Source organism: Paramesorhizobium deserti (genome assembly GCF_001558695.1).
Taxonomy (GTDB): Bacteria; Pseudomonadota; Alphaproteobacteria; order Rhizobiales; family Rhizobiaceae; genus Paramesorhizobium; species Paramesorhizobium deserti.
Genome location: NZ_LNTU01000001.1, coordinates 869,437 through 882,252 on the forward strand (window position 1 = coordinate 869,437; position 12,816 = coordinate 882,252).

The window sequence follows — 12,816 nt, forward strand, 5'->3', positions numbered from 1 at the left end:
GCCGGGCAGCCTTGTCAAGCAGCGTACCGGGTTTGCTGGCGAATGCCGGAAATGAAAGAGCGGGGAAACCCCCGCTCTCCGTTTAGCTTTTCGGGGCCGGTTTGGGAAGCTCCACGACGATTTCGTGATCGCCGGTCATCTTCAGCGCAATGCCCTTTTCCGGATTCGATACTTTCCGGCCGTCGAGCTTGACCGATTTGGTCTTGCCGCCGGTCTTGACCACGATGCGGTAAGTGGCTTCGCCGATGCGTAGCGACACATTGCAGCCGTCCCATTCCGGCGGAAGCGCCGGATCGACGAAGAGCCGGTCGGCGCGGCGGCGCAGGCCGAGAATGCCTTCCGTCGCGACGCGATAGAGCCAGCCCGCGGAGCCGGTGTACCAAGTCCAGCCGCCCTGTCCGCGCTTGGATTCCACGGAATAGATATCGGCGGCGACCACATAGGGCTCGACGCGATAGGCATCCGGATTACGGCTGTGATGGATCGGGTTGATCATCTGGAACCAGCGATAGGCCTCGGCATTCTGCCCGAGCTGCGTCAAGGCGAGGATCGCCCATGTCGCGCCATGGGTATATTGGCCGCCATTCTCGCGCACGCCCGGCGGGTAGCCCTTGATATAGCCCGGCTCGCGCTCCGTCTTGTCGAAAGGCGGCGTGAACAGGCGCAGGAGCTCCCCTTCCTCATCAAGGAGATGTTCGCGCAGCGACTGCATCGCCTGCTCGGCACGCTTGGGATCGGCGATGCCCGACAGGACACCCCAGGACTGGGCGATGGCGTCGATCCGGCATTCGTCGCTCTCCTTTGAACCGAGCGGCGAGCCGTCGTCATAATAGCCGCGGCGGTACCATTCACCGTCCCAACCGGCCTTTTCCAGCGCAGCCTTGAGATCATCGACATGCTGCTGCCAGGCCTTCGCACGCTTCGCATCCTTCCGCTCCCGCGCGATCGGGATGAAATTCTGCAGCGTGTGGGCGAGGAACCAGCCGAGCCAGACGCTCTCGCCCTTGCCGTGAATGCCGACGAGGTTCATGCCGTCGTTCCAGTCGCCGCCGAGGATCAGCGGCAGGCCGTGCTGGCCGGTGCGCGCGACGGCGAGGTCGAGCGCCAGGGCGCAATGCTCATAGATGCTGACCTCATCTTCCGAGACGGTCGGCTGATAGAAGGCGTCGTGCTCGCCCTCTTCAAGTGCCTTTCCTTCAAGGAAGGGCACCTGCTCGTCGAGAATGGCGGTATCGCCCGTCACCTCGGTGTAAAGGGCGGCCGCATAACCGAGCCAGACGACATCGTCCGATATCATCGTGCGCACGCCCGCGCCCGTCGCCGGCAGCCACCAATGCTGGACATCGCCTTCGCGGAACTGCCGCGAGGCGACATTGACGAGCTGCTGGCGCGCCAGCGACGGATCGAGCGCCAGCAGCGCCAGCGTGTCCTGCAGCTGATCGCGGAAGCCATAGGCGCCGCTCGCCTGATAGAAGGCGGCACGCGCCCAGATACGGCAGGCAAGGCTCTGATAGGGCAGCCAGCGATTGACCATGAGATCGAAGGAGGGATCCGGCGTTTCCACCTGCAGGCCTTGGAGGAAGTCCTGCCAGAGCGTACGGGCCGCTAGAAGCGTCCTGTCGAAGGATGTCTTCTTCGCCTCCGTGACGAGGCGGCGCGCGGCGTCCTCGCCCTCGGTGCTGCCGATGAAGAATACAATCTCCTCCTCAGCGCCCGGGGCGATCTCCAGATCGAAGGCGAGCGCGGCGCACGGATCGCGACCGGCCTCGACCGTATTGGAAAGCGGCCTCCCCTGAATGACGGTATCCGGCCTGTCGACCGAGCCGGTGGCGCCGATGAACTCGACACGATCCGCCGACACTGAAGCCGGCGCGCGCGAGGCCGCAAAGAAGGTGATCTGATCGGACTTGTCGACATGATAGGGGTTGCGGGCAAAGAGGCCCCCCAGCTTCGCATCATGCGCGGGCACGATGAACGGCGCGTTCCTGGCACGGACATTGCCGAGCACCCATTCGACATAACCATAGACGCGCAGCCGCTTCGGCAGGCTGCCGCGATTGGCGAGCTTAAGCCGCGACAGCCGTACCGGCTTTTCCGGATCGACGATATGGGTCAGCGTCAACGCCATATTGTGCTGCTCCGTGGAGAAGCTGGCATAGCCGGCCCCGAGCTTCGCCTCATAGACCGCCGTCTCGTCACGCAGGACGGCCGCGACCGGTGAACAGGCAACGCCCGTGTCGAGATCGACGACATAGATCGCCTCGCCGGTGCGGTTCGTCACGGGATCATTGGCCCAGGGCGTCAGCTGATAGTCGCGACTGTTGCCGGCCCAGGTGAAGGCGGCACCCTCGGCCGAGACATGGAAGCCGAAGGACGGGTTGGCGATGACGTTGATCCAGGGATGCGGCGTGGTACGCTGCCCGTTGAGACGGATGACATAATCTCCCTCGGCGTCGAAGCCGCCATAGCCGTTCCAGAACCGCAGGTCCTCGCCATCCGGCATGTCAGGTTTCTTCGGCGGCGAAACGAGCGCGGGAACTGGCGGCTTTACCGTTTCGGCAGCACGCTCGGCGGCGATGACGGCACTTTCGGCTTCGGCAAGGATTTCGCTGCGGGCCGCCAGATCGCCCGATATCTCCTCGGTGCGGCGAAGCTGTTCGGTGAGCGAGCCGTTCTGCGCGTGCATGACGATGCGGGCGGATGCCAGCAGCGTATCATAGGTTTCGTCGCTCATCAGGTCGCGGCGCACAGCGAAGATGTGCTGGCGCGGTCCCTGATGGGCGCCGCGGGCCCGATAGTTGTCGCAGATCCACTCGATGCCGCGGTGGAAATCCTGTGCGTAGGAGAAAGCGCGCTCGTTGATGGCGACGACGTCGACCACCAGCCCCTTGGCGCGCCAGTATTCCTGCGCCTGCAGCACGTCGCGCAGCACGTCGAGCGCGGCCTCGCTATCCATGCGCAGGGCGAATATCGGGAAATCACCGGAGATGCTGAGCGGCCAGAGGTCCGATTGCTTGCCGAGGCCCGAGGCGATTGCCTCCGGCGGCTGGCGGAGCGCCCGGTCGGGGTAGAGAAGATAGGTCGCGACCTTCTGGTACTCCGCAGCCTGCGCCGGGCCGATGCCGATATGATGGAGACGAACCTGCGAGCGCGTCCAGGACAGTGAGAACTCGCGCGCGAAACACTCGGGATGACGGTAGCGCGAAACGGCTTCCTCGATCCCCTGACGCGAGTCGCTGGCGAGCGTCCAGAAGACCAGGCTCACCTTCTTGCGCGCGGGAACACGCACGCGGCAGCGAACGGAGGCGATCGGATCGAGCACGCATCCCTGGCTGCCGGTTAGGCGGCTGTCTGCCTCGAATGCGGCCGGATTGCGTAAGGATCGGCCGCGGCCGATGAACACGCGGCGGTCGGTCTCGGCCTCCGCCTCGCGCGCCGCGCCGGAGAGGTCGGCAACGAAATGCGCCACGTGAATGTCGGGGTCCGACGGCGCGCGCTTGCGCCGGGTGGCATAGACCGTGGTGCCGTTGGCGGCGATCTCGGTTTCGACGAACATCTTGGCGAATGCCGGATGGGCGCTATCCGTCTCATCCGTGGTCAGCACCAGCTCGGCGTAGGACGTCACTTCGATGACGCGATCGCGCGCGCTGGTGTTGATGATGTCGATGCGCCGGCCTTCGCCATTCGATTCGGAGGCGACGATGCACTCGACAACGGTGCTGATGTCGCCGGCGGTCTTGAAGAACTCGGCCTTGTCGTCGGTGAAGACGACCTTCGCCTCACCGTCGATGCTGCGGGTCGGCTCGCCAGTGGCGGACCACCACTTACCGGTGTCCACATCGCGCAGAAACAGGAAGGTCCCCTGCATGTCCTCGGCGGCATCCGGCTGGAAGCGGGTGATCGACAAATTGTTCCAGCGGCTGTAGCCGGAGCCGTTGGCCGTCAGCATCACCGCATACTGACCGTTGGACATGAGCTGCGTGGCGCGCGGCGCCTTGAGCGGCACTTCGATGATGCGCATCGGCGCTTCGTCGAAACCGCCATCGTCGACGCGCATCGGGTTTTCCGTCTTGGCGTGAACCATCGGAATCTCGCGCGGCGCCTTTTCCTGAAGCAGCAGTTCCGCCGCCTCGATGACGGGGTCGCTGTGGAAGCGCTCGCGCATGCGGCCGTCGAAGATGACGTTATCGACGGCGATGATCGACATGCCGTGATGGTGTGCGTAGTAGTTGCGGACGATGGCGCATTTCTCGCCTTCGCGAACGCGCGACGGCGTGAAATCGACCGAATCATGGAAGCCGTAGGGGCCGAGTGCGCCGAGCGCCTTGAGGCGCTTGAGATTGGCCACGGCTTCCGCCGGCTGGTACTGCGCGGCGAGCAGGCTCGCATAGGGGGCGATCACCGCATTGCGGGAAAGGCCGCGCTTCAATCCGAGCGTCGGCACGCCGAAATTGGTGTACTGATAGTTCATCTCGGGATCGCGGGCATTATAGGCGGCTTCCGAGATGCCCCAGGGCAGGCCGCGCGAGGTCGCATATTCGATCTGACGCTTGACGACCAGCTTGTTCGTCTGGTCCAGCAGCGAGCCGAGCGGCTCCGTCATCACGAGCGGCGGCATCAGATATTCGAACATCGAGCCGGACCAGGAGAGCAGCGCGCCCTTCCAGCCGACCGGGACGAGAAGCCGGCCGAGGCGGAACCAGTGATCCACCGGGATATCGCCCTTGGCAATGGCGAAGAGGCTCGCCAGGCGCGCTTCGGAGGCCAGGAGATCGTAGCAGCTCTCGTCGAGCTCGTTTTCCTGGACACGGTAGCCGATCGAGAGCAGACGGCGCTCCTTGCGTTCGAGGAAATCGAACTGCATGTCGAAGGCAAGCTGGCGGGCGCGGGTGGCAAGGGTGCGCAGCCGCTCCCGCAGCGCGTCCGTATCGTGCTCGCCGATGGCGTCGTCGGTATGCGCCTTGCATGTATCCACGAGGATGCGCGCCCACTGGCTGGCGGCGAGGCTTTCGGGGCTGCCGATCTCGCTGTTCAGCTCATCGCTCAGCTTGACGATATCATTGGCGAAGAGGGAGAGGTTGATCGTGCGGAAGGAGGCGGTTTCCGGCTCTTCCTTCACCGACCTGACGGCGCGGCGGAAATTGGATATCCGCTCCTCCAGCCGGCGGCGCAGCGGGCGCAGGATGCGCCTGTCATCGGGGATCTCGGCGATCGTCTCCTCGAGGATGTCGTTGACGTCGAGAATGCCGTCGAGATCGCTCTGGAGATAGACGGACGGCGCCTCCGCCCATTCCTCCAGCGCCGAGGAAAGCGTAACCAGATGGCCCGCCAGATTGCCGCTGTCGACCGCGGAGACATAAAGCGGCATCAGGGGCTTCAAACTGGTCGTATCGTACCAGTTGTAGAGATGGCCGCGATATTTCTCCATTTTCTCGACAACCGTCAGCGTGTTGTCGACGCGCTTCAGCGTGTCGTCGAAGCCAATCCAGCCGAAGTCGCGCGCGGCAATGACGGAGAGAAGATAGACGCCGATATTGGTCGGCGAAGTGCGCGGCGCCACGATCGGGAAAGGATCTTCCTGGAAATTGTCAGGCGGAAGATGGTTGTGCTCCTCGGTGGTAAAGGTCTCGAAATAGCGCCAGGTGCGGCGGGCGAAGCGCCGCAGATCGCCCTTGTCGGAGGAACGGACCTCAAGTGTATCCTGCGGCTTGGCCGAGCGGCTGACCAGCCAGGCAATGAGCGGCGAGCAGAACCAGATGCACGCGAAGGGCACCGCGATGGGGAGTGCCTTGCTTTCGAAGAGCAGCGGCGCCAGAAGCCCGACCAGGGCGATGACCATGGCGGGCCACATCAGCCTGATATAAAAACCGAGCGTATCGGGCGCGGATTTCGCCTGGGCCGCGGTGCGCCATTCCAGCAGGTCGCGATGCGAGACCATGAGGCGGAAAAGCGTCCGCCCGATCGCATCGGCCATCAGGTAGGCCGAATGGGCGATGAATGTGGTGCGCAGCGCCACATCGGCTATGCCAAGCGTGATATCGGTCAGGATCGACTGCAGATGCCCTTTCAGCGAATAGTCCATGCTGGCCGGGATCAGATTGGTGAGCAGGCCGAAGGTCGGGGCGACGAACATGCTCGCCAGCAGGAAAAACTGCCATAGCGCCGCCGCGCCGAGCGGCAGGAACGTCCAGCCGGCGATCGAGGCCAGAACCCACAGGATCGGATTGAGCGAACGGCGCAGATTGTCCGCCATCTTCCAGCGCGTGACCGGATTGACGCCGCGATCTGTCGAGAAGAGATAGGGCAGAAGTTGCCAGTCGCCCCGCGCCCAGCGATGGTGGCGCGATATGTCGACATTGTAGCCGGTCGGATAATCCTCAACGACCTCCACATCGCTGGCAAGCGCGCTGCGCGCATAGCCGCCTTCGAGAAGATCGTGGCTCAAGACGGTGTTTTCCTCGATGCGTCCGGCCATCGCCTTTTCGAACGTATCGATCTCGTAAAGGCCCTTGCCGGTGAAGGTGCCCTCGCCCAGGAGGTCCTGATAGACGTCGGAAACGGCGAACACGTAAGGGTCGATGCCGCGATTGACCGAGAAGACGCGCTGCAGGAACGAGGCGTCGTCGCCCGTCGTCAACGACGGTGTGACGCGCGGCTGCAGAATGCCGTAACCGCGCATCACGCGGCCCGTCTTTTCATCGACCACCGGACGGTTGAGTGGATGGCTGAGCTTGCCGGCGAGATAGGTGACGGATTCCGGCGTCAGCCTGGTGTCGGCATCGAGCGTCATGACGAACTTCACGCCCGAAGGCAACCGCTCGTCGGCGGGGAAGAAGCTCGTGTCCTGATCTCCGCGCAAAAGCAAATTGAGCTCGTGCAGCTTGCCGCGCTTGCGCTCCCATCCCATCCAGCAGCCCTGCTTGGGATTATAGATGCGGCGGCGGTGCAGGATGAAGAAACGCGGCTGCCCCTCACCAGTATAGTGATAATTCAGCTTGTCGATTTCGGCGCGCGCATATTCGAGCACCTCCATATCCGCCGCCGTCATCTCCTGGTCGGAATCGACCCAGTCGCTGACCAGGGCGAAATAAACCTCGCCGCGCGGGTTGGTGAGGTAATGGACCTCGAGATTGCGGATATGCTCATCGACGGAATCGCGCGAGGTGATGAGGGTCGGCACCGCCACCAGCGTACGTGCTTCCGCCGGCACGCCTTCCTTGTATTCATAGCCGATGAGGCGCGTCGGCTGGACGAACCACGGCACCAGCGAATTGAACAGCGCGAATGCCGCATCGACCGCCGGGAAAACGGCAAGCAGCGTGAAGGCGGCGACCATGCCAGCTGACAGGCCAAGCTGGGCCAGGCAATAATGTACGACGGCAAGCGTGATCAGCGAGAAGACGGCGACCGGCGCCGCAAGGCCCCAGAGGCCGAGGCCGCGATAAAAGCGCAACAGGCGCAGGGAGAGCGGCGGCTCGTAACCACAGACCTGCTCGAGCTCATGCCTGCCATCGCCGACCAAATAATAGGCGACGGCGCCGGTGCCCCTCGCTTCCTCATGGCCGGCTTTTTCGGCGCGGTTGCCATCCTCGGCAAGCCGCAGCGCCGCCCATGTGATGTCGATCTCGCCCATGCGCGAATGGCGCGCCATCTTCTCGATCGTGACGCGATAGGCATTGCGGGAGCGGAAATCGAGCTTCTGGAAATCGCTGTGCTCGCGCAGGATGGCATCGACCTCGTTGACGGTCTCGAACCAGGACGTCCAGTCGACATCGTCGATCGCCTTGAGGCTGCGGATAATATTGCCCATCGAGACACCGCCGGTCGACTGGCGGGCATGCTCCTGGATAATGGCGTCCTCGGCATCGCTGCCGTGCTTTTCGAGCTCGCTTTCCAGCCAGTCGGCGGCGGCGCCCACATCGTCCGAGCTGCCGCGAAGGCGATAGAGGAGATGGGTGGCGAAGGTGGTGTCGCAGGCCTCTTCGCCATATTTCGACAGGACCTGGTCCAGCTCCTCCTTGGACTGGGCAAGGGCGATCTCGTCAGCCACGCTGTTGGCGAAATTGCGCATTCCGCGCGCACGGTCGACGCGCAGGGCCAGACGGCGGGCATTCTCGATGAGAACGAAACGTACGGCAGAAGGCAGCGCCCACAATTCGCCGATGCGCAGGGGCTCGACCGTCTGGAAACCGTTGACGATCGCCGTCAGCGTCTTCAGCGAAAAATTGCTGTCGGTATGGGCGACATAGAGCCAGGCCAGCGCGAAGATACGCGGCATGCCCTCGACCGGCGGGAAAGGCGGCAATTGCCTGAGAAAGCGCGCGGGCAGATCGCGGCGCACCTGCTGGATGTTCTTGTCGACGGTATAGTGATTGTCGAGCAGCCATTGCGCGGCCGGCGTGATCGTTTCCCCGGCGCGGGAGGCGGCATCGGAGGTGCGATAGACATGCAGGATCAGCCGGGCATTTTCCGACAGGCGCTTGTCGAAAGCGAAAGGCTCATATTCCGGCAAACGGATATTCTCATTGCGGGCGACAGCCGCCGCAAGCTTCTGCAAATCCTCGGGAGATTTGTAGGGAGCGCGGATGGGAATCGGCAGCAGCCCGGGAAGAAGCTTTCCCTCAGGCTTGCGGGAAAAGATCGACGAGACGGAGAACGACAAAGTCGGCATATGCCTCTGCAGCCTTTACGAGTGAGACTATTTCAAACATCCCAGGCCGGGGACCCGGAGCAGACGGGTTGCGCCGCATCCCGTTAAACGATGCGCCCACCCCAATCGTGGTTGCTGACCAGTTTTGGCCAAATTGCGTCAGACGGGGCTTCACTCCGGCTAAATCGTTTTATCCGCAACGCACAAATCGTTCTGCACGGTAATCTTGCGTTAGAAGGCAGGCATCCGCAAGGCGCATCTGTACGCCTCGCGGATGTGAGCGCCATACAGCGAAAAAACGGTAGTATTTATCTTTTCACCGGAAAGAGCTTCCAGTGCTTCGGCTTGAAGGCGACACGGCTCCTGTCTGCGGCCGGGTGCTCGGCGGGAACCTCTATTTCGACACGATCACGCCCGCCGCCGATTTCCAATTCGACGCGGCGCGTACCGCCGGCCCGGCGGCTCGCCACGACCGTACCGGCGATGCAGTGGCCGGAACCGTTGAGCAGTTCCACGTCATGCGGGCGAAAATAGAGCGTTGCATCGCCGTCCGGCAAATCGCCCGCCGGCAGACCTATGTTGCGGTCCGCGCTCCATACCGCGCCATTCTCGACCTTGACGGGAAGCGTGCTCGATTCACCGATAAAGCCGTAGACGAAGGGTGAATTCGGCCTGTCATAAACCTCGTCCGGGGTGCCGATCTGCTCGATGCGACCCTGGCTCATGACGACCACACGGTCGGCGAGTTCCAGCGCCTCATCCTGATCATGGGTGACGAAGATGGTCGTATAGCCGGTCTTGTCGTGGATTTCGCGCAACCAGCGGCGCAGATCCTTGCGCACCTGCGCATCCAGCGCGCCGAAAGGCTCGTCGAGCAGCAGCACCCTTGGCTCGATGGCCATGGCGCGAGCGAGCGCCACGCGCTGGCGCTGGCCACCGGAAAGCTGTGTGGGATAGCGCTTCTCCAACCCGCCAAGCTGGACGAAATCGAGCAGTTCCAGCGAGCGGCGGCGAATTTCCTCCTTCTCCGGGCGGCTCGATCCCGGACGTACCTTGAGGCCAAAACCGACATTGTCGAGCACCGTCATGTGCCGGAAGAGCGCATAATGCTGAAAGACGAAGCCGACATTGCGCTCCTGAACGCTCTTCAGCGAGGCATCCTCATCGCCGAAGAACACCGTGCCTTCCGTCGGCGTTTCGAGCCCGGCGATGAGGCGCAATAGCGTCGTCTTTCCAGAGCCGGACGGCCCCAGAAGCGCGATCAGCTCACCCGAATTGACGTCGAGCGAGACATTGTGCAACGCCGGGAAACGGTCGAACTCCTTGCGCACATCGACAACGCGAACATCCATTCATCAGTCCCTTTCAATGGCCTTTCTTCAGCCGCACGATCTTGTCCGGAAAGCCTTCAACATTTTGGGATCATGCCACTCAACTCGCCGCCTATATCGCATTTCCAGAAGCGGTTTGAGAAGTAGCGTCACGCGTGCGAGCAGAGCAAGCAGCAAACCAAAGCCGAGCGCCAGCCCGAAACCGGGGATGATGCTCGGCTTTTTTATTTGTCACTCCGCCCGCGAGGAGACAGGAATGGCGGTCAATTCAATTCATTTCGTTCCCACTCTCATTCCCGGTATCCGCAGTTTCCTATTTGCCAGGCTTATAAATCTGATCGAAGGTGCCTCCATCGCCGAAGTGATAGGGCTGCGCCTTGCTCCAGCCGCCGAAAATCGGATCATCGATCGTCACGAGCGTCAAGTCCGGGAACCCGGCGCGCTCCTCCGGCGGAACTAGATCGGGCTTGGCGGGACGATAAAAATGCCTGGCCGCGATGCGCTGGCCTTCCCCGGAATAAAGATATTCGAGATAGGCTTCGGCCACCTTGCGCGTGCCCTTGGCATCGACATTCTTGTCAACAACAGCGACGGGAGGCTCGGCGAGGATCGATTGCGGCGGCACCACGATGTCGAAGGCATCGGAACCGAACTCCGCGACGGAGAGATAGGCTTCATTTTCCCAGGCAATCAGCACGTCGCCCAGCTGACGCTGGACGAAGGTGCTCGTCGCACCACGGGCGCCCGTGTCGAGCAGCGGCACGTGACTGAACAACTCGCCCATATATTGTTTTATTCTGGCTTCGTCCCCGCCATATTGCTTATGAGCCCAAGCCCAAGCGGCCAGATAATTCCAGCGCGCGCCGCCTGACGTCTTGGGATTGGGCGTGATGACTTCGACGCCATCCTTGACGAGATCGCCCCAATCCCTGATGCCCTTGGGATTACCCTTGCGGGTAAGGAAGACGATGGTCGAGGTATAGGGCGCGGAATTGTTGGGCAGGCGCTGGCGCCAGTTGGGGTCGATGAGGCGTGCTCGCTCAACGATGGCCGTGATGTCGCTCTCAAGGGCCAGCGTCACCACATCGGCATCAATGCCCTCGATAACGGAGCGGGCCTGCTTGCCGGAGCCGCCATGTGAGGTATCGATCGTTACCGTCTCGCCGGTTTCGGCCTGCCAGTGCCTGGCGAAGGCGGCATTGAAATCCCTGTAGAACTCACGGGTCGGATCATAGGAGACGTTTAGAATGGTCTGGTCGGCAAAAGCCGGCGGGACGGCACCGAAAACGACAGCCCCCGCCAGAAGCGCCGCGAAGGGTATGGAGAGAGTGTAGCGAGCCATTGCGCGATCTCCGTGCTGATATCCTGAAAAAGGCTATCAGATCACCGGAGAACAGGGGAACGCTATAAACCACCTATTTTAGTGGGATTTATAAAAATTTTCCGCAAAACGGCAGGCGAACGGGAAAATGCATCCCAACATCCCGCCAATTCATGGCGGGAATGGATGCAAATTCCCTATCCGACTTTCCCTATCTATGATCGCGCACGATATGGGAGAAATCCCTGATCGCAGCGGCCGTATCGGCATAGGCGTAGCGGATCAGTGCGCTGTCATGGGCGATTTCCGTGGCGACCTCGACATTCGGGCTTCTGTCGGCACTGGCCGGCACGATGAAAGCGGCGACGGTGAGCGCTGCAGCGGCGGCAATGCCGAGACGTCTTTCGGTGCGTGAATTCATGACCCGGCTCCTTAATGGAAGGTAGCCCGCTTCGGGCGGAAGAGAATGTCGTCAATGGCGTGCTTGGGTATAGGCAGCAAAGTCTGGCCGAATTCGGCCAGAGTGCCGGCAAAAATGCGGGCCGCCTCGGCCACTTCGTCGCAGCGCACCGCACAGGAGATCGCCGTAAGGCAGGTTTGTGCAGTCGCTTCATCACCATTCTGCATAGCCGAGATCAAGCCGAGCGTCAGGCATTCCTCGCGGCAGACATGATGGGAATCGAAGGGGAAGCAGCGCAGCGGACAGGCGGCGCAATGCCTGAGCACGCGGATGAAATGCGAGAGCTCGGCCAGCGCCTGCTTGCCAGCCGCGATACCCAGCGCTTCGGCATAAAGCGTCCACGCCATTTCCCAGGGGATTACCGAGCCGGTCTCATAACCGGACGTCCAGCGGCGATAGCCTTCCAGCACCAGCTTCTCGGGCACACGCTCGAAATAGCAGCTATTGGAACCGTTAAGCTCGGAAATGCGAATATTCACGCCCGCCTCCCATCGCGTTGCCATGACGGGATGCGCTTTTCGCGCCGCTCGAAGCTTCGGATATACCAAAGCGCGAAAGCTCCGGTTGCGGGTAAAAATGGCCGGTGGGCAACAGATCGAGCTGCCACGACAAACCATCCACCGCTGCGAGGCGGTGCACATCAAGACCAATCATCAGGTCCTCCAATCGAAAGGGTTCAAGGCCCAGACATCAAAGGTTATGCCCATGCGGGCACGCTTGCATAAAGCCGGGAGAATGGGGAAAAGTCAAATGCAATTTTGGGAAAAGCTGTAAAATATCAATATGTTAGAATTATTCTAGAGTATAATAGTCATATTTTATGGGATTGTCTACCCCTTGTGATGCAGCCGCTATCATGGAAATGTGAGCGCATCGTTCCGTTGCGGCCGGTTCTGCCGTTCCGGAATGGATCCTCGGGTCAAGCCCGAGGATGACGAGGGGACGGATGGTATGAGAAATATTCCGGCGCTGTGCCTTCCAGTTCTGCATAGCGCCTGCTCATCCGCCATCCGCCAAATTTCTCTCCATCCCCCAATCCGCCAATCTTTGCCTA

General features: G+C 61.8%; 6 protein-coding genes. All 6 read right to left on the reverse strand.

The genetic code is table 11. From position 1 onward, the window contains the following. Positions 1–82: 82 nt before the first annotated feature. Positions 83–8,671, reverse strand: a complete 8,589-nt coding sequence (locus ATN84_RS04065; protein WP_068880210.1) for a glycoside hydrolase family 94 protein — start codon at positions 8,669–8,671, stop codon at positions 83–85. A 287-nt stretch (positions 8,672–8,958) separates the two neighbouring features. Next, positions 8,959–10,002, reverse strand: a complete 1,044-nt coding sequence (locus ATN84_RS04070) for a sulfate/molybdate ABC transporter ATP-binding protein (RefSeq protein WP_068880211.1) — start codon at positions 10,000–10,002, stop codon at positions 8,959–8,961. A 292-nt stretch (positions 10,003–10,294) separates the two neighbouring features. After that, complete coding sequence (locus ATN84_RS04075; RefSeq protein ID WP_068880212.1) at positions 10,295–11,323, reverse strand: sulfate ABC transporter substrate-binding protein; 1,029 nt, start codon at positions 11,321–11,323, stop codon at positions 10,295–10,297. 190 nt (positions 11,324–11,513) lie between these two features. Further along, entirely contained in the window at positions 11,514–11,723 is a 210-nt protein-coding gene (locus ATN84_RS04080; RefSeq protein WP_068880213.1) for a hypothetical protein, read from the reverse strand. 11 nt (positions 11,724–11,734) lie between these two features. Beyond that, positions 11,735–12,241 (reverse strand): hypothetical protein, encoded by a 507-nt coding sequence (locus ATN84_RS04085; RefSeq protein WP_201026306.1) that lies wholly within the window; start codon positions 12,239–12,241, stop codon positions 11,735–11,737. Beyond that, entirely contained in the window at positions 12,216–12,416 is a 201-nt protein-coding gene (locus ATN84_RS26610; protein ID WP_153020083.1) for a hypothetical protein, read from the reverse strand. The genes ATN84_RS04085 and ATN84_RS26610 overlap by 26 nt, the downstream gene beginning before the upstream one ends. Positions 12,417–12,816 lie beyond the last annotated feature (400 nt).

Coding starts and splice junctions, on each gene's coding strand:
- ATN84_RS04065 (WP_068880210.1), bottom strand. CDS start 8,671: ATGCCGACTTTGTCGTTCTCCGTCTCGTCGATCTTTTCCCGCAAGCCT.
- ATN84_RS04070 (WP_068880211.1), bottom strand. CDS start 10,002: ATGGATGTTCGCGTTGTCGATGTGCGCAAGGAGTTCGACCGTTTCCCG.
- ATN84_RS04075 (WP_068880212.1), bottom strand. CDS start 11,323: ATGGCTCGCTACACTCTCTCCATACCCTTCGCGGCGCTTCTGGCGGGG.
- ATN84_RS04080 (WP_068880213.1), bottom strand. CDS start 11,723: ATGAATTCACGCACCGAAAGACGTCTCGGCATTGCCGCCGCTGCAGCG.
- ATN84_RS26610 (WP_153020083.1), bottom strand. CDS start 12,416: ATGATTGGTCTTGATGTGCACCGCCTCGCAGCGGTGGATGGTTTGTCG.